At 66.7% G+C, this 15,457-nt stretch carries 19 protein-coding genes; 9 read left to right on the top strand and 10 right to left on the bottom strand.

All coding sequences use genetic code 11. The features are described from left to right. Positions 1 to 88 precede the first annotated feature (88 nt). A complete protein-coding gene (locus ACIP5Y_RS35080; protein WP_400356684.1) occupies positions 89 to 841 on the top strand; it encodes a DUF427 domain-containing protein in 753 nt (250 codons plus the stop codon). Between the two features lie 2 nt (positions 842 to 843). Here the strand turns inward: ACIP5Y_RS35080 and ACIP5Y_RS35075 are convergent, their stop codons facing one another. Together ACIP5Y_RS35075 and ACIP5Y_RS35070 are read right to left on the bottom strand one after the other, a co-directional pair. Continuing rightward, positions 844 to 1,584, bottom strand: coding sequence for an SIR2 family NAD-dependent protein deacylase (locus ACIP5Y_RS35075; protein ID WP_400356683.1), 741 nt, complete (start codon positions 1,582 to 1,584; stop codon positions 844 to 846). A 46-nt stretch (positions 1,585 to 1,630) separates the two neighbouring features. After that, on the bottom strand, positions 1,631 to 2,542 hold the full coding sequence (locus ACIP5Y_RS35070) for an AraC family transcriptional regulator (RefSeq protein WP_400356682.1): 912 nt from the start codon (positions 2,540 to 2,542) through the stop codon (positions 1,631 to 1,633). Positions 2,543 to 2,638: 96 nt separating this feature from the next. Between ACIP5Y_RS35070 and ACIP5Y_RS35065 the strand changes: the two genes are divergently transcribed. Then, entirely contained in the window at positions 2,639 to 3,691 is a 1,053-nt protein-coding gene (locus ACIP5Y_RS35065; protein ID WP_400356681.1) for a saccharopine dehydrogenase NADP-binding domain-containing protein, read from the top strand. A gap of 4 nt (positions 3,692 to 3,695) precedes the next feature. Next, positions 3,696 to 4,106, top strand: coding sequence for a cupin domain-containing protein (locus ACIP5Y_RS35060; RefSeq protein ID WP_400356680.1), 411 nt, complete (start codon positions 3,696 to 3,698; stop codon positions 4,104 to 4,106). On the opposite strand, the gene ACIP5Y_RS35055 is transcribed toward ACIP5Y_RS35060, so the two are convergent. Together ACIP5Y_RS35055 and ACIP5Y_RS35050 are read right to left on the bottom strand one after the other, a co-directional pair. Continuing rightward, a complete protein-coding gene (locus ACIP5Y_RS35055; protein ID WP_400356679.1) occupies positions 4,103 to 4,435 on the bottom strand; it encodes a hypothetical protein in 333 nt (110 codons plus the stop codon). The genes ACIP5Y_RS35060 and ACIP5Y_RS35055 overlap by 4 nt on opposite strands. After that, a complete protein-coding gene (locus ACIP5Y_RS35050) occupies positions 4,435 to 5,646 on the bottom strand; it encodes a Rieske 2Fe-2S domain-containing protein (RefSeq protein ID WP_400356678.1) in 1,212 nt (403 codons plus the stop codon). The genes ACIP5Y_RS35055 and ACIP5Y_RS35050 overlap by 1 nt, the downstream gene beginning before the upstream one ends. Before the next feature lie 211 nt (positions 5,647 to 5,857). Here ACIP5Y_RS35050 and hsaA point away from each other — a divergent pair, with 211 nt between their 5' ends. From hsaA to ACIP5Y_RS35025, 5 genes are all read left to right on the top strand, one after another. Then, a complete protein-coding gene (gene hsaA / locus ACIP5Y_RS35045) occupies positions 5,858 to 7,027 on the top strand; it encodes a 3-hydroxy-9,10-secoandrosta-1,3,5(10)-triene-9,17-dione monooxygenase oxygenase subunit (protein ID WP_400356677.1) in 1,170 nt (389 codons plus the stop codon). A 4-nt stretch (positions 7,028 to 7,031) separates the two neighbouring features. Continuing rightward, a complete protein-coding gene (gene hsaD / locus ACIP5Y_RS35040; protein WP_400356676.1) occupies positions 7,032 to 7,910 on the top strand; it encodes a 4,5:9,10-diseco-3-hydroxy-5,9,17-trioxoandrosta-1(10),2-diene-4-oate hydrolase in 879 nt (292 codons plus the stop codon). A gap of 2 nt (positions 7,911 to 7,912) precedes the next feature. Further along, the gene (gene hsaC, locus ACIP5Y_RS35035) at positions 7,913 to 8,812 is read left to right on the top strand and encodes an iron-dependent extradiol dioxygenase HsaC (RefSeq protein WP_400356675.1); all 900 of its coding nucleotides are present in this window, start codon (positions 7,913 to 7,915) and stop codon (positions 8,810 to 8,812) included. Between the two features lie 6 nt (positions 8,813 to 8,818). Beyond that, positions 8,819 to 9,391, top strand: a complete 573-nt coding sequence (gene hsaB / locus ACIP5Y_RS35030; RefSeq protein ID WP_400356674.1) for a 3-hydroxy-9,10-secoandrosta-1,3,5(10)-triene-9,17-dione monooxygenase reductase subunit — start codon at positions 8,819 to 8,821, stop codon at positions 9,389 to 9,391. A 175-nt stretch (positions 9,392 to 9,566) separates the two neighbouring features. Next, positions 9,567 to 9,950 carry a hypothetical protein gene (locus ACIP5Y_RS35025; protein ID WP_400356673.1) on the top strand — a complete coding sequence of 128 codons (384 nt, stop codon included), beginning with the start codon at positions 9,567 to 9,569 and terminating at the stop codon, positions 9,948 to 9,950. A gap of 2 nt (positions 9,951 to 9,952) precedes the next feature. On the opposite strand, the gene ACIP5Y_RS35020 is transcribed toward ACIP5Y_RS35025, so the two are convergent. From ACIP5Y_RS35020 to ACIP5Y_RS35010, 3 genes are all read right to left on the bottom strand, one after another. Beyond that, positions 9,953 to 10,885, bottom strand: coding sequence for an AraC family transcriptional regulator (locus tag ACIP5Y_RS35020; protein WP_400356672.1), 933 nt, complete (start codon positions 10,883 to 10,885; stop codon positions 9,953 to 9,955). Positions 10,886 to 10,911: 26 nt separating this feature from the next. Next, entirely contained in the window at positions 10,912 to 11,838 is a 927-nt protein-coding gene (locus ACIP5Y_RS35015) for an NADP-dependent oxidoreductase (RefSeq protein ID WP_400356671.1), read from the bottom strand. A 105-nt stretch (positions 11,839 to 11,943) separates the two neighbouring features. Next, complete coding sequence (locus ACIP5Y_RS35010) at positions 11,944 to 12,195, bottom strand: glutaredoxin family protein (protein WP_400356670.1); 252 nt, start codon at positions 12,193 to 12,195, stop codon at positions 11,944 to 11,946. Positions 12,196 to 12,277: 82 nt separating this feature from the next. Here ACIP5Y_RS35010 and ACIP5Y_RS35005 point away from each other — a divergent pair, with 82 nt between their 5' ends. Next, positions 12,278 to 12,568 carry a DUF433 domain-containing protein gene (locus ACIP5Y_RS35005; protein ID WP_400356669.1) on the top strand — a complete coding sequence of 97 codons (291 nt, stop codon included), beginning with the start codon at positions 12,278 to 12,280 and terminating at the stop codon, positions 12,566 to 12,568. On the opposite strand, the gene dmpG is transcribed toward ACIP5Y_RS35005, so the two are convergent. Genes dmpG through ACIP5Y_RS34990 form a run of 3 tightly spaced genes read right to left on the bottom strand, consistent with a single transcriptional unit; the run spans position 12,558 to position 15,408 of the window. Beyond that, a complete protein-coding gene (gene dmpG / locus ACIP5Y_RS35000; protein WP_400356668.1) occupies positions 12,558 to 13,610 on the bottom strand; it encodes a 4-hydroxy-2-oxovalerate aldolase in 1,053 nt (350 codons plus the stop codon). The two genes, ACIP5Y_RS35005 and dmpG, sit on opposite strands and share 11 nt — an antisense overlap. A gap of 12 nt (positions 13,611 to 13,622) precedes the next feature. Further along, a complete protein-coding gene (locus tag ACIP5Y_RS34995) occupies positions 13,623 to 14,531 on the bottom strand; it encodes an acetaldehyde dehydrogenase (acetylating) (protein WP_397005226.1) in 909 nt (302 codons plus the stop codon). A 52-nt stretch (positions 14,532 to 14,583) separates the two neighbouring features. Further along, positions 14,584 to 15,408 (bottom strand): 2-keto-4-pentenoate hydratase, encoded by an 825-nt coding sequence (locus tag ACIP5Y_RS34990; RefSeq protein WP_400356667.1) that lies wholly within the window; start codon positions 15,406 to 15,408, stop codon positions 14,584 to 14,586. Positions 15,409 to 15,457: the final 49 nt, after the last annotated feature.

The following is a 15,457-nucleotide window of genomic DNA, read 5'->3' as shown; positions in this document are numbered from 1 at the left end:
CCACCTTCATGTTGCCAAAATTTTGCCTGATCACCTTATCGTTCGGGCCGCCGCCGACTGTCCCCGCCCGCGGGTACCGTCGGGAGGTATGACCGAGACACAGCGTGGTCGGATTCGGGTCGAAACCAGTGCCAAGCGGGTGCGCGCCTATCTCGGCGGGCATCTGGTGGCCGACACCGTGCACCCGACGCTGGTATGGGAATCCCCGCACTACCCCACGTACTACCTGCCCGCCGCCGACGTACGGGCCAAGCTCGAACCCTCCGGTAAGACCCGCCACTCACCGAGCCGCGGCGACGGCACCGAATTCGATGTCATCACCGATTCCGCCACCGCGCCGGGCGCGGCCATCCACTACCTGGATTCGCCCATCGCGGAACTGCACGACCTGATCCGGCTCGACTTCCAGGCCATGACCGAATGGTTCGAGGAGGACGAGCCGATCTACGTGCACCCGCGCGACCCCTACACGCGCGTGGACATCCTCGGCAGCTCCCGGCATGTACGGGTCGCGCTGGACGGGCAGACGCTGGCCGAATCCAACGGGCCGCGCATTCTGTTCGAGACGGGCCTGCCGGCGCGCTACTACCTGCCGCTCACCGATATCCGCATGGATCTGCTGACTCCGTCGGATACCAAGACGCACTGCCCCTACAAGGGCACCGCCGAATACTGGAACGTCAAGCTCGGCGAGAACGAATTCCGGGACCTGGTCTGGATCTACCGCGCCCCACTGCCGGAGAGCCAGAAGATCGCCGGGTTCGCCTCCTTCTACAACGAGAAGGTCGATATCTGGATCGACGGCGAACTACAGCCGCGCCCGAAGACGCCCTTCTCCTGAAATCAGTTGTCGCCCAGGATCTCCGACACCAGTCGCGGTAGCGCGTCGCCGATGGGCTCGCGGATGATCTCGGCGGCGTAGTCGTCGTAGGGCGTCGGCTCGGCATTCACGATGACCAGGTCGGCGCCCGCGTCCACCGCCACCGCGCACATGGACGCGGCGGGTTCCACCTGCAGCGAACTGCCCACGGCGAGGAAGACTTCCGCGGTCTCGGCAATGTGCACCGCCTCCCGGATGGCATCGGAATCCAGCTGCTGGCCGAACATGATGGTGGCCGCCTTCAGGATGCCGCCGCAGTCGGGGCACGCCGGATCCGGTTCGCCCGCGGCGACCCGTCCCAGTGTGGTGGCCATGGACGTGGTGAATTCGCAGTCGATACAGACGACTTCGAACATATTGCCGTGGATCTCCACCACCGTGCCCGAGCCGGCGCGCTGATGCAGCCGGTCGATGTTCTGGGTGATGATCCCGACCTGCCGCCCCGACTCCGCCAGCCGGACCAGCGCCAGATGCGCCGGATTCGGGGTGGCCTGCCAGGCCGGATTGTCGCGCCGGGCCTGCCACGCGCGCACCCGCAGGGCGGGATCGGCCACATAGTTCTGGTAGGTGGAGAGCAGTTCGGCTATAGGGTTCTCGGTCCACACCCCGCGCGGTCCACGGAAATCCGGGATTCCGGAGTCCGTGGAGATGCCTGCCCCGGTCAGCACCCCGATCGGCCCGCTGCGGGCACGCCAGTCCGTCATCCTGTTCAGCCTAGGCCGGTTCATATCCATCGTGCGATCACCTTTTTCATACCGCGATCACCGCCGGTTTCTCCTCGGCGCGGCGGTATTGCCCCGGGGCCAGGCCGTATTCGCGTTTGAAGGCCTTGGCGAAGGCGAACTCCGACTGGTAGCCGACCCGGCGGGCCAGGCTCGCCAGCGGCGTATCCGTCTCGCGCAGCAGCCGCGCGGCGGTGAGCATGCGCCAGCGGGTGAGATAGGACAGCGGCGGCTCCCCCACCGTCACGGCGAAACGACGGGCCAGGGTGGCGCGCGAAACCCCCGCCGCCGCAGCCAGTTCCGGCACCGTCCAGGCCCGCTCCGGTGACTCGTGCACGGCGCGCAGCACCGCCGCCACCGCCGGATCGGCGAAGGCGCCCGCCCAGCCCGCGGCGTCCGCCTGCTCCTCGAACCAAGCGCGCAATACGTACAACAGCAGCGTATCCAGGAGTCCGGGAATGGCGGCGTCGGTGCCGGGACGCGGTTCGGCCACCTCGGCGGCGAGCAGCTCCACCACCGAGCGCAGCGCCGGATGCCGGCCGGGCCGCGCCGGGAGATGAATGAACTCGGGCAGCTCGTCGAGCATCGGATGGCTGCGCTGCCGGCCGAGTTCATAGGCCCCGCACAGCAATACGGTGCGCGGTCCGGCGCCGGTGAGCACCCTGGGTTCACCCGGCCGCGCGGTCTCGGTGACCGCACTGTCCGGACTGTCCACCAGGTCGTGCACGGCGCCGCGCGGCATGAACAGCACATCGCCGACGCCCAGCGCGAGCGGCTCCCCCTGCGGCGGTACCGACCAGCACGAACCTTGCAGGACCACATGGAATCCGGCGCCCGGCACCACCGGATAGCGTCGCCCCCACGGCGCATGCCGCACGAACATGCCGGACGCCGGGTTTCCGGTGCGGATGGCCGTGATGGCCTCGCTCAAGATGTCCACGATATTCACCATACAGCTCACTCATTGAGCGTTATGGACATACAACTGAGCATTCAAGCCATTCAAACACCCATCTACTCCGCTTAGCTTCGAATCATGACGAAGCACGAGGCGCACCGGCCCACCATCGCGGTCTACGGGGCCAACGGCCACACCGGCGGCTACCTCCTCACCGAACTGCACCGCCGCGGCCTCACCCCGATCCTGGTGGGGCGCAATACCGATCGCCTGCGCGCGGCGGCGACCGCCGCCGGACTCACCGATCCGGATATCCGCCTCGCCGACCTCGACGATCCGAATGCGCTTGCGGCCGCGTTCTCCGGCGCGGATGCCGTGATCAGCAGCCTGCCCGCCTATGTCGAGCTCGGTGAGCCCATTCTGGTGGCGGCCATCGCGGCCGGTGCGCACTACGTCGATATCGCGGGCGAGCAACTCTTCCTGAAGAGGGTGCTCGACGAGTACGGCCCGCGGGCCGAGGCCGCCGGCGTGACCGTTCTTCCCGGCGTCACCGATACCAATCTGCCCGCCGACCTGATCGCCGAACTCATCGCCAGGCGACTGCCCGCCCCGGTCGAATTCACCATCGGCCACCACACCCGCGGCGGCGCCGGCTCCCGCGGGAGTGCGAAAACCCTGCTGGCCAGCCAGGATTGGTTCCGCGATGGCGGCTGGCACTTCGCGGAGGGCGAGTTCCGGACCGGCCCCGTGCGGCAGGCCGAGATGCACTACCCCGGCGAAGCGGCGCCTGCGCCGGTCGCGAAGTTCCCTTTCGGCGCGGTACTGACCATCCCCCGGCACATCGATGCCGCGAGTGTCGTCGGGGTGCTGCGCAGTGAGTTCCGCGACATGGTCATCGGCCTGACCCCCGAGCTGGTGGCGGCTCTGCCCGAAAAGCCCGGCGCCGCTTCCGATATGGGACATGACCTGGTGGTCGATGCGGTAGGCGCGGACGGGCGGCGGCTACGCGGCGTGCTCAGCGGCCTCGATTCGTACCGGGATTCGGGGCTGATCGCGGTGGAGGCGGCCGTCCGGCTGGCGGGTGGCAGCGCGAAAGCGGGTGTGCTCGTCCCGGCCGAGGCGTTCGACGCCGCCGATTTCCTGACCTCGCTCGGGGTGCACGACATCGACTGGAAGATCGAAATACAGTGAAGTGATGAGCGAAGATCGTCCGAAGCTGGCTGAGGAATTGGATCTACTGCCGCATCCCGAGGGTGGGTGGTATCGCGAAACCTGGCGTAGCGGGGTGGAATTCGAGCCGGAGGGCTACCAGGGCCCGCGCGCGAGCGCGACCGCTATCTACTTCTTGCTGCTGCCGGGTGAGAAATCCGCGCCGCACACCGTGCAGTCGGACGAGATCTGGCTGTGGCATCGGGGTGGTCCCCTGCTGCTGAACATCGGGGGCGAGGAGGTCGTCCTCGGTCCCGATGTCGAGCAGGGGCACCGACCGCAAGTGATCGTTCCGGGCGGGGTCAGCCAGGCGGCCCGCCCGGCGGGCGACGATTACGTGCTCGTGAGCTGCATCGTCGCACCGGGTTTCGACTTCGCGGACTTCCGTCTCGACTAATCGTCGATTCCGAGCAGACCTTCGGCCACGGCGTGGTCGATGGTCTGCTCCAGGTTGGGGCAGGTGTCGGGCTTCCCGAAGACCGGGTGGCCCTCCTCCGTCATCTTGCGGAAGACCGGGCAGGCTCGGGCCGGATCGACCGTCCACTGCACGGTTTTCTGGTTACTGCTGTGCTTGCGCACGAGCACTTCCGTGCCGCAGGTGCGGCACGCGATGGGAGTCATCCCCGACTCCATGTAGTGCTCTTTGTCGAGAACCGTCTGGGCGCGCACCAGGGCCTGCTGGTCCGGACGGTCCGCGAAATCGGGTGCCTTCGCCCAGGCGGTCATCAGACGCTCGCCTCCTCGGAAGCGGTCTCGGCCGCTTCGGTTTCCGCTCGCTTGCGCAGGTTCTCGGAGACTTCGGCCTCCCATGCCTCATTGGCCTTGGAGGTGTCGACCTCGAATTCGAAGCGCTGGGTGGAGCGCGGGTCGATGTCGGCGACGTCCACGTAGAACTGGTCGTACCAGCGGCGCAGCTGGTAGACCGGGCCGTCCTCCTCGGTGAGGAGCGGATTGTCGATCTTGGACTTGTGCTTCCAGATCTCGACATCCTGCAGGAAGCCCTGGCTGACGCCCTCGGTCATCTTGGCGGCGAAGCTCTGCGCCTGCTCGTCGGGCAGGCCCTTCGGCTTCTCCAGCGAGACGCCCCACTGCAGCACGAAGGAGTTCTGCGTGACCGGGTAGTGGCAGTTGATGAGGACGGTCTTGACCTCGAAGCCGCTGTAGATATTGAGCAGCGGGTTGATCATGTACGAGGGCCCGAAATAGGACGCCTCGGACTTGAGCAGCACATCGATGCCGCTCTCGGCGGCCTGGCCGATATCGGGGCGGCCCTTGGTCTCCAGGTACTGGGTCGCGATGTGGCCCTCGAGGACGTTCTTGAAGTACGTCGGGAAGGCGTAGTGGATATAGAAGAAGTGCGCCATATCCACGACGTTGTCGATGATCTCGCGGCAGTTGGAGCCTTCGATCAGCAGCGAGTGCCAGGTCCAGTCGGTCCAGCCCTCGTTGAGCGTCTCGGAGTCGCTGCCGTCCGCGTTGGTGAACGGGCCCTCGATGTAGGGGATCGTCACCTCGGGCGCGGGGGCATTGCCCTCGTGGTCGTGCCAGACGAACAGCTGGCCGTTGCGTTCCAGGGTCGTCCAGGCCCGGGTGCGGGCCAGTGGGGGCACGCGCCGGGCGTAGGGGATGCCCGTGCACTTGCCGTCGCCGCCCCAGCGCCAGTCGTGGAAGGGGCACGCGATGGAGTCGCCCTTCACCTCACCCATGGAGAGGTCACCGCCGAGGTGGCGGCAGTAGGAGTCGAGAACCTTCAGTTCTCCCTTGCTGTCCGTGAATACGACCAGCTTGGTGCCGAAGACGTTGACCGCGTGCGGCTTACCGTCGCGGAAGTCCTTGGACAGGCCCAGGCAGTGCCAGCCCCGCGCATACCGGGTGGGCATGGAGCCCACGTCGATCTCGCGGACCTTCCCGCGGGGCCCCTGGGGGGTTGTCGCCATCGTTGTTCCTCCTCTGGGATTACTAGAACACGTTACAAAATTGCGTTCGCGAACGCCAGCGATACGCCCGACGACCAGGATGGGGGCGCTCTGAGCTGGGTTTGAACACCGTTCTCGACAGGAATAGGAACGTGTTCTACTCTCAGGGACAAACGTGAACCGCTTCCCGAACGTTCATGAACACATGCACCAGGCAGGAGCAACTGGCGAGATGACGCAAGAAGTAATTGAGCGGGTCGAGGCGCTGCTGCCCACCCTGCGCGAGCGGGCCCAGGAGACCGAGGACCTGCGCCGTCTGCCCGAGCAGACCGTCAAGGACCTGCAGGCGACCGGATTCTTCAAGCTCGTCCAGCCGCGCCAGTGGGGCGGCTACGCCGCGGATCCGGTCGTCTTCTACGACACCGTCCGCAAGATCGCGAGCGCATGCGGCTCCACCGGCTGGTGCGCCGGCATCCTCGGCATCCACAACTGGCACCTCGCGCTGTTCGATCAGCGCGCGCAGGAAGAGGTCTGGGGCGAGGACCCCGAGGTCCGCATCTCCTCCTCGTACGCCCCGATGGGCGCGGGCGTGGTGACCGAGGACGGCAGCGGCTACACCGTGAACGGTTCCTGGGCCTGGTCCTCCGGCTCCGATCACGCCGATTGGGTGTTCGTCGGCGGCCCGGTGATCAAGAACGGCAAGCCGGTCGACTTCGGCTCGTTCCTCATCCCCCGCAGCGAATACAAGATCAACGACGTCTGGCACGTGGTCGGCCTGCGCGGCACCGGTTCCAACACCGTCGTGGTCGAGAACGTCTACGTACCCAGGCACCGCTTCCTCAGCTTCAATGCCATGAGTGAGCTGAAAGCCCCTGGCCTGGAGCAGAATACAGATCCGCTGTACAAGATGCCTTGGGGCACCATTCATCCCGCGACCATCACCACGCCCATCATCGGCATGGGCTACGGCGCGTACGAAGCGCACGTCGAGCATCAGGGCAAGCGCGTGCGCGCCGCCTTCGCCGGCGAGAAGGCCAAGGACGATCCGTTCGGCAAGGTGCGCATCGCGGAGGCCGCCAGCGATATCGACGCCGCCTGGCGTCAGGTGTCGGGCAATGTGGCCGACGAGTACGCGTTACTGGTTGCGGGCAAGGATGTTCCGTTCGACCTGCGCGCCGCCGCTCGCCGCGACCAGGTGCGGGCCACCGGCCGGGTGATCGCCTCGATCGACCGGCTCTTCGAGGCCTCGGGCGCGACGGCGCTCGCCAATGGCACTCCGCTGCAGCGCTTCTGGCGTGACGCGCACGCAGGACGGGTGCACGCCTCGCAGGATCCGGAACGCGCGTACGTCATGTACGGCACGCACGCCTTCGGCCTGCCGATCACCGATACGATGGTGTAGCCCTATGACCTCGGTAGGAGAGATCACCTTCGAATCCACCTCGCGCTACGCGCAGGTGCGACCGGACCTGAAGCTGCACTATCACGAGGCAGGGGTCGGCAACGGCCCCACCATCGTGCTGCTGCACGGCGGCGGCCCGGGCGCGTCCTCCTGGTCCAATTTCGCCAAGAACATTCCGGTGCTGGCCAAGGACTTCCACGTGCTCGCCGTCGACCAGCCCGGCTTCGGGCTGTCCGACAAGCCGACCGAGCACCCGCAGTACTTCGTGCATTCGGCCACGGCGCTGAACGATCTGCTCGACACCCTCGGCATCACCGAACGCGTCCACCTGCTGGGTAATTCGCTTGGCGGCGGCGCGGCCACCCGGTTCGCGCTGGACTACCCGGAGCGGGCCGGCAAGCTGGTGCTCATGGGTCCGGGCGGGCTCAGCACCAACCTGTTCGCGCCGGACCCGACCGAGGGCGTGAAACTGCTGTCCAAGTTCAACTTCGAACCCACGAAGGAGAACCTGGAGGCGTTCCTGCGCATCATGGTCTTCGACCAGAAGCTGATCACGCCGGAACTCGTCGAGGAACGTTTCGCGCAGGCCGCGCAGCCGGAGTCCCTGGCCGCCACCCGCGCCATGGGCAAATCCTTCGCCGGACCGGATTTCGCCAAGGGCATGATCTGGCGCGACGCCTTCAAGTTGCGGCAACCTGTACTCATGATCTGGGGTCGCGAGGACCGGGTGAACCCGATCGACGGTGCGCTCGTAGCACTCAAGATGGTGCCGCGCGTGCAGCTGCATGTCTTCGGCGGCTGCGGGCACTGGGCGCAGCTGGAGAAGTTCGACGAATTCAACCGCCTGGCAACGGACTTCCTGCTCGGCGTCAAGGAGAAGTGACAATGGGTATCAAGGCGCTCGGGTACATGCGCATCGAGGCCACCGATATGGCGGCCTGGCGCGAGTACGGGCTCAAGGTGCTCGGCATGATGGAGGGCAGCGGGGCCAACCCGGATGCGCTCTACCTGCGCATGGACGATTTCGCGGCGCGCCTGGTGATCGTGCCCGGGGAAAAGGACCGGCTGCTGGTCTCCGGCTGGGAGGTCACCGACGCGCCCGCGCTGCAGCGGCTGCGGGAAACCCTGGCCAAGAACGGCATTGCCTACGCCGAGGGCACCAAGGAAGAGCTCGACGAGCGACGCGTCGAGGGCCTGATCCGTTTCCAGGATCCGTCCGACAACACCCTGGAAGCCTTCTACGGCGCGCAGTACCTCGGCCGCCGGTTCGTCAGCCCCTACGGCCACAAGTTCGTGACCGCCGAGCAGGGCCTGGGCCATGTGGTGCTCACCTGCTCCGATGATGCTGCGGCGCAGGCGTTCTACCAGGATGTGCTGGGCTTCCGGCTGCGCGACTCCATGCGGCTGCCCCCGCAGCTGGTGGGCCGCCCGGCCGACGGCGATCCGGCCTGGCTGCGGTTCTACGGCTGCAACCCGCGACATCACGCGCTGGCGTTCCTGCCGCTGCCCAACCCGACCGGCATCGTGCACCTCATGGTCGAGGTGGAGAACTCCGACGATGTCGGGCTCTGCCTGGACCGCGCCATTCGCAAGAAGGTGAAGATGTCGGCCACGCTGGGCCGGCACATCAACGACAAGATGCTGTCGTTCTACATGAAGACGCCGGGCGGATTCGATATCGAATTCGGCTGCGAGGGTTTGGAAGTCGACGATCACTCGTGGATCGCGCGGGAATCCACCGCGGTCTCGCTGTGGGGTCACGACTTCACGGTCGGATTCAAGTAGGCGGCCATGACAACGACGGATCCCGTGATCGACCCCCGCGCCTTCCGGAATGTGCTGGGCTCGTTCTGCACCGGCATCACCGTCATCACGACGCTCGACGGTGAGGGCAACCCGATCGGCTTCGCCTGCCAATCGTTCGCCGCCCTCTCCCTCGATCCGCCGCTGATCCTGTTCTGCCCCACCAAGGAATCCCGGTCCTGGGCGGCGATCGAGCAGAACGGGAAGTTCTGCGTCAATATGCTCGCCGAGGAACAGCAGCCGGTGTGCGCGCGGTTCGGCTCCCGGGAACCGGACAAGTTCGCCGGAGTCGGCTGGCGCACAGGCGAACTGGACGTACCGATCCTCGACGACGCCCTGGCCACGATCCAGTGCACTGTGGACAGGGTCGTCGACGGCGGCGATCACTACATCGTGATCGGCCGAGTACAGGCCCTGTCGGAGTCCAAGGACTCCGGCAGGCCCCTGCTCTTCTACCGCGGGCAGTACACCGCCATCGAACCGGAGAAGTCGACGCCCGCCCCGTGGCGCGCCGACCTCGAGCATTTCCTCACGACCACCACCCTGGATACCTGGCTGTAAGCGAAACGCTAGCAATCGAAAAGGGCCCGAGCGGATAATTTGATCCGCTCGGGCCCTTTGGTTAGGGTCGGTGCGTTCCGCCGCCACCGTGGCGCCGGAAATGCGTTCTCTTCCACGGGGGTTGGCCATTATGGCATTCCGCAAATCTACCATTCAGAAGCAAATCGCCGAGAAAATGACCGAATTCGCGCCGCCCGGCGAGCAGATGCAGGTCGCGTTCCAGGCCATCACCGGACCGAGCCCGTGGGTGGACGACCTGCCCTACGTGCGTTTCGTCATGATCTTCCTGCGCAAGTACTACTTCGTCGTGCTGACCCAGACGTCGGTGGTGATCGTGGAATGCAGCAAGTGGACCGGACGTCCCACGAATTTCATCTCCGCCGAACACTTCTCGACCGCTCAGTTCGCCGATATGCAGATCAATTCGATCTGGTCGAAGGTCTACTACCGGCTGCCGAATACCGCTGAGCCGGAACGCCTCAATGTGCACCGCCGCTGGCGCACCGAGCTCGACGCGCTGGTGTCGCGGCTGCCGCAGCGCCCCTACTCCGCCGCCTGAGTTCAGGCCGCAGCGCGGGCCTGGCGCCGGTATTGCCCTGGCGCCAGGCCGTATTCGCGTTTGAAGGCCTTGCTGAAGGCGAATTCGGAGCTGTAGCCCGTGCGGGTGGCGACGGTGCCGACCGGGAGATCCTCCTCGCGCAGCAGCCGGGCCGCGGTGGTCAGCCGCCAGCGCGTCAGATAAGCCAGCGGGGGCTCACCGACCATGCTCGTGAACTTGCGGGCGAAAGCGGCGCGGGACAAGCCGGACCGGTCCGCCAGGGACTGTACGGTCCAGCCCGCGGACGGATCCTCGTGCATGGCCTCGAGAGCCGGTGCGACGGCCGGATCCCGTAGCGCCGCAGCCCATCCCGCCGCCTCCGATCGCGGCTGCTCCTCCACCCAGGCGCGCAGGATGTAGAGCAGCAGTGAGTCGATGAGCGCGGGCACGATGCCGTACGAGCCGATGCGCGGGCTGTCGAGTTCCGCGCTCAGCAGCTGGATCGCGGCGGCCAGTTCCGGGTGCCGGCCGTGCCGGGCGGGTAGATGGATCACCTCGGGCAGCTGCCGCAGCAACGGGTGTGGCCGCTGCCCGTCGAGGTGGTAATTACCGCAGAGCAAACTGGTGGCGGGACCGTCACCGCCGATCTGCAGCGCGCCCACCGGCGGACGCGCGGTGTACTGCTCCGGACTTGGAATCTGCGGCGGAGTGTCCGGATGATCGACCAGGATGTGGCCGGAACCGTCCCGCACGAAGATGACGTCGCCGGGGCCGAGCGCGATCGGCTCGGTGGCATTCTCCGTCGGGTAGATCCAGCAGGTGCCGTGCAGCACCACATGGAATCCGGCGCCCGCGGTGGCCGGCAGCCGCAGCCCCCAGGGCGCCCGCCCGTCGGTGCGCACCGAATTGGGCGCACCGGTCCGCATCGAGGCCAGCGCCTCACTGAGGACGTCCATCCCGGTCTCCTTTCCGGTGCGGCCGATCAGTCGACGGTCAGCACGACCTTGCCGACGGTATCGCCCGCGGCGACCAGCTCGTGCGCCTTGCCCGCCTCCTCCAGCGGCAGCGTGGCGGCAATGACCGGACGCAGCTTACCGGCGTCGACCAGCTCCGCGATGGCCTCCAGGCCCGCGTAGTCCGGTTCCACCGAGACCCCGGCGAAGCGCCGGCCCGACGCCTTCACGGTGGCCTCCAACTCCGGGTTCACGTGCTCGAGGATGGTCACCAGCGTCGCACCCGGCTTCAGCACCGACAGCGACCGCGCGCCATCCGCGACGGAGTCGAAGACGATATCGACGTCCTTGACGACCTGGGTGAAATCCGTTGTGCGGTAATCGATCACCTCATCGGCGCCGAGCGACTTCACGAAATCGTGCTTCCCCGCACTGGCCAGCGCGATCACATACGCACCCCGCGCCTTGGCGATCTGCACGGCCAGGTGGCCGACCCCGCCGGCGGCCCGGTGGATCAGCACCCGATCGCCTTCCTGCACCCCGGCCTTGTCCACGAGTCCCTGCCAGGCGGTCAGCGCGGCCAGCGGCAGTGCGGCGGCCTCGACATGGTTGATCGACTTGGGCTTTCGCGCCAGCTGCCGCGACGGTGCGGCAATGTACTCGGCGTAGGCGTTGGCGGCCCGCGGGAAGAACGGCATGCCGTAGACCTCTTCACCGATCTCGTACCGGGCACCGGGCCCGGTCGCCTCGACCACACCCGAGATATCCCAGCCGACGCCGAAGGGCGGCTGTCCCAGCAGCGGGAACGCACCCGAGCGCACGGCCACGTCCACCGGGTTGATCGCGCTGGCATGCACCCGCACCAGCACCTCGCCCGACAGCAGGGCCGGCTTCTCGACCTCGACCACTTCCAGTACCTCGGGGCCGCCGAAGGTCTTCTGGATCACCGCACGCATTGTCTTCTCCTCTGCCGCTTCGTCCGCCGGTCGTTCCGGCGAACCGAACGAGGACAACGTTAGGCAGCAGCGACAAGACTCTGAATGGCTGAAAATCTCCCGTTTTTATCCGCGCGTATCGCCGGCGAGACGCGCGGCCAATTGCGCATTGGTCGGCTCGACCAGCACCGCACCGTCCGGAAACACCACGACGGGGATGTTCTTACGCCCGCCGGCCAGCTCGATCGCCCGATCCCGGGCGACCTCGTCATGCTCGACATCCACCTCGGTGAACGCCACCCCGTTCTCCCGGAACCAGACCTTCGCGCGCCGGCAGTCGCCACACCAGTCCGCCCCGTACATCACGATCTCGTCCATGCACCCGACCCTAGGCCAACCCCACAGAGCTGGGTCACCGCTACCTCAGAGTTCGGTTACGGTCCGTCTCTAGGCTTCGGAGATGTCCTTCCTCCACCGCATCACCCTCGAGCCGGGCGTCTGCCACGGCCAACCCATCATCCAGGGCACCCGCTACCCTGTCGCCCTCCTCGTGGACCTGCTCCGCGCCGGAGTCACCGCCGACGAGGTCCTCACCGACTGCCCCGGCCTGACCCGCGAGGATCTGGTCGCGGCCATGATGTACGCGACGCTGCTCACCACGCCGGAAAAGAACCGGGCCGCAACCGGATTCGATTGCGGCCCGGCGGATCACCCCACGAGCGTCGGTTCTCCCTCCGAGCTCAGGCGGTGACGCCCGCCTTTTCGCGCTGGAGTTCCAGGGCGATATCGATCAACTGGTCTTCCTGGCCGCCGACCAGCTTGCGCTTGCCCGCGCGGACCAGCATTTCGGCGGCGGAGACGCCGTAGCGTTCGGCCTGACGTTCGGCGTGACGGAGGAAGGAGGAGTAGACGCCGGCGTAGCCCATCATGAGGGCCTGGCGGTCGAGGAGGCATTCGCTCGGCATGGCCGGGCGCACAACATCTTCCGCGGCATCCGTCACAGCGAAGAAGTCGACGCCGGTCTTGATGCCGAGCTTGTCGCAGACGCCGATGAAGGCCTCGACGGGGAGATTGCCCGCACCCGCGCCGAAACGCCGTGCGCTGCCGTCGATCTGGGTGGCGCCGGCGCGCACCGCGTACACGGAGTTGGCGACGGCCAGGCCCAGGTTCTCGTGGCCGTGGAAACCGACCTGGGCGTCATTGCCGAGTTCGGCGACCAGCGCGGCGACGCGGTCCGTAACCTGGTCCAGCACCAGGGCGCCCGCCGAGTCGACGACGTAGACGCACTCGCAACCCGCGTCGGCCATGATGCGGGCCTGCTTGGCGAGGTTCTCCGGGGTGGTGCTGTGCGCCATCATGAGGAACCCGACGGTTTCCAGGCCGAGTTCGCGGGCCAGGCCGAAGTGCTGGATGGAGACGTCGGCCTCGGTGCAGTGGGTGGCGATGCGGCAGATGCTCGCCCCATTGTCCTGCGAGATCTTGATGTCTTCCTTGACGCCCACGCCGGGCAGCATGAGGAAGGCGATCTTGGCCTGCCTGGCGGTCTCCGCGGCGGCCTTGATCAGTTCCTGCTCAGGGGTTTTGGAGAAACCGTAGTTGAACGAGGAACCGCCCAGGCCGTCACCGTGGGTGACCTCCAGGACCGGGACACCGGCGGCGTCGAGGGCGCCGACGATATCGCGCACCTCCTGGACCGTGAACTGGTGGCGCTTGTGGTGCGAACCGTCACGCAGCGAGGTATCGGTGACCCGCACATCGAGTTCGCCCGAGAAGGGCTTCAGGACATTGCTCATTGATGAAACTCCTTACACCCGAGCGGAAATGATCTGGTCGGCCAGCACGTCACCCACGCGGGTGGCGGCGGCCGTCATGATGTCGAGGTTGCCCGCGTACGGCGGCAGGAAGTCGCCCGCGCCCTCGACCTCCACGAAGATCGAAACCTTCGCCATGCCACCGGAAACCAGCGACGGCTCGTCGAACTGCGGCTCGTTGAGCAGCCGGTAGCCGGGCACGTATTCCTGGATGGACTTCTCCATCTCATGGATGGAGGCGGCGATGGCATCGCGGTCCGCGTCCTCGGGAATGGCGCAGAAGATGGTGTCGCGCATGATCATCGGCGGCTCGGCCGGATTCAGGATGATGATGGCCTTGCCACGCTGGGCGCCGCCGATGGTTTCGACGCCCTTGGAGGTGGTCTTGGTGAATTCATCGATATTGGCGCGGGTTCCGGGCCCGGCCGATACCGAGGAGACCGAGGCGACGATCTCCGCGTACGCCACGGGAACGACCCGCGACACGGCGGCCACCATCGGAATGGTCGCCTGACCGCCACAGGTGATCATGTTGACGTTCGGGGCATCCCGCAGCGAATCGAGGTTCACCGGCGGAATCACGGCCGGGCCGACGGCGGCCGGGGTGAGGTCGACGGCCCGGATGCCCGCGGCCTCGTACTTCGGCGCGTATGCGCGGTGCACGTACGCCGACGTGGCCTCGAACAGCAGGTCCGGCTTCTCCGGCAGAGCCAGCAGCCAATCCGCGCCCTCCGCCGAGGTTTCCAGGCCCAGGCCGCGAGCGCGCTTTAGGCCCTCGGAGTCCGGGTCGATGCCGATCATCCAGCGCGGCTCGATCTTCTCCGAGCGCAGCAGCTTGTACAGCAGGTCGGTGCTGATATTGCCGGAGCCGACGATCGCGGCGGTGACTTTGCTTGCCGTCACGGCATTCTCCTACTCGAAAGTCTCTGTGCTCTCTGGGACGCCATGCGGCGGCTCAGCTGAAACGCAAACGGACGGAACCGAGTCCGGCGAACTCGGCGGTGAAGTCGTCGCCAGGGCGGGCGTCGATGGCGCGGGTGCAGGAACCCGGAAGGACGATGTCGCCCTTCTTCAGGCGCACCCCGAACGAGGCGACCTTGCGGGCCAGCCACGCCACGGCGATGGTGGGGTCACCCAGCACGGCGTCGGAGCGGCCCTCGGCCACCAGCTCGCCATTGCGGGTCAGCGTCGCGTCGATCTTCTTGATATCGAGCTCACCCGGCGCGACCCGCTCCGGTCCGAGCACCCAGCCCGCCGACGACGCATTGTCGGCGATGGTGTCGCACAGGGCGATCTTCCAGTTCTTGATACGGGTGTCGATGAGCTCGAGCGACGGCGCGTAGGCGACGGTGGCGGCGAGCACGTCCTCCTCGGTGCAGTCCTCGCCCGGCAGATCCGCGCCGAGGATGAAGGCGACCTCGACCTCCACCCGCGGGTACAGGTACTTGGCCGACTCCACCGGAACGTCTTCGAAGACTTCCATTTCCGCGAGCAGATGCCCGTAGTCGGGTTCGTCGACGCCCATCATCTGCTGCATGGCCTTGGAGGAGAGTCCGACCTTGTGGCCGATGACGCGGGCTCCGTTCGCGATCCGCCCGCGAATATTGCGGAGCTGGATCTCGTAGGCATCGACCACGTCGATGTCCGGATACCGCGCGACCAGCGGGTCGATCGCGACGCGATCCCGCTCGGCGACAGCGAGCTCTTCTGCCAGTTCACTCCGTAGCGCGTCGGTCAGCACGCTTTGTCCTTCCAGTTGGATGGGCCGGCCGGTGGCCATACGGTTACGAGACTAGAAACTGAAACGAGTTTTTGTGAAGAACATCGCT

Source organism: Nocardia sp. NPDC088792 (assembly GCF_044750615.1).
In the GTDB taxonomy this organism is placed as follows: domain Bacteria; phylum Actinomycetota; class Actinomycetes; order Mycobacteriales; family Mycobacteriaceae; genus Nocardia.
This window is presented reverse-complemented; position numbering and strand designations above follow the sequence as displayed.

Coding starts and splice junctions, on each gene's coding strand:
- hsaD (WP_400356676.1), top strand. CDS start 7,032: ATGACCTCGGTAGGAGAGATCACCTTCGAATCCACCTCGCGCTACGCG.
- ACIP5Y_RS35075 (WP_400356683.1), bottom strand. CDS start 1,584: ATGACGGACTGGCGTGCCCGCAGCGGGCCGATCGGGGTGCTGACCGGG.
- ACIP5Y_RS34990 (WP_400356667.1), bottom strand. CDS start 15,408: ATGGCCACCGGCCGGCCCATCCAACTGGAAGGACAAAGCGTGCTGACC.
- ACIP5Y_RS35050 (WP_400356678.1), bottom strand. CDS start 5,646: ATGGCGACAACCCCCCAGGGGCCCCGCGGGAAGGTCCGCGAGATCGAC.
- ACIP5Y_RS35080 (WP_400356684.1), top strand. CDS start 89: ATGACCGAGACACAGCGTGGTCGGATTCGGGTCGAAACCAGTGCCAAG.
- hsaC (WP_400356675.1), top strand. CDS start 7,913: ATGGGTATCAAGGCGCTCGGGTACATGCGCATCGAGGCCACCGATATG.
- ACIP5Y_RS35010 (WP_400356670.1), bottom strand. CDS start 12,195: ATGGACGAGATCGTGATGTACGGGGCGGACTGGTGTGGCGACTGCCGG.
- ACIP5Y_RS35065 (WP_400356681.1), top strand. CDS start 2,639: ATGACGAAGCACGAGGCGCACCGGCCCACCATCGCGGTCTACGGGGCC.
- ACIP5Y_RS35020 (WP_400356672.1), bottom strand. CDS start 10,885: ATGGACGTCCTCAGTGAGGCGCTGGCCTCGATGCGGACCGGTGCGCCC.
- ACIP5Y_RS35015 (WP_400356671.1), bottom strand. CDS start 11,838: ATGCGTGCGGTGATCCAGAAGACCTTCGGCGGCCCCGAGGTACTGGAA.
- dmpG (WP_400356668.1), bottom strand. CDS start 13,610: ATGAGCAATGTCCTGAAGCCCTTCTCGGGCGAACTCGATGTGCGGGTC.
- hsaA (WP_400356677.1), top strand. CDS start 5,858: ATGACGCAAGAAGTAATTGAGCGGGTCGAGGCGCTGCTGCCCACCCTG.
- hsaB (WP_400356674.1), top strand. CDS start 8,819: ATGACAACGACGGATCCCGTGATCGACCCCCGCGCCTTCCGGAATGTG.
- ACIP5Y_RS35060 (WP_400356680.1), top strand. CDS start 3,696: ATGAGCGAAGATCGTCCGAAGCTGGCTGAGGAATTGGATCTACTGCCG.
- ACIP5Y_RS35055 (WP_400356679.1), bottom strand. CDS start 4,435: ATGACCGCCTGGGCGAAGGCACCCGATTTCGCGGACCGTCCGGACCAG.
- ACIP5Y_RS35025 (WP_400356673.1), top strand. CDS start 9,567: ATGACCGAATTCGCGCCGCCCGGCGAGCAGATGCAGGTCGCGTTCCAG.
- ACIP5Y_RS35005 (WP_400356669.1), top strand. CDS start 12,278: ATGTCCTTCCTCCACCGCATCACCCTCGAGCCGGGCGTCTGCCACGGC.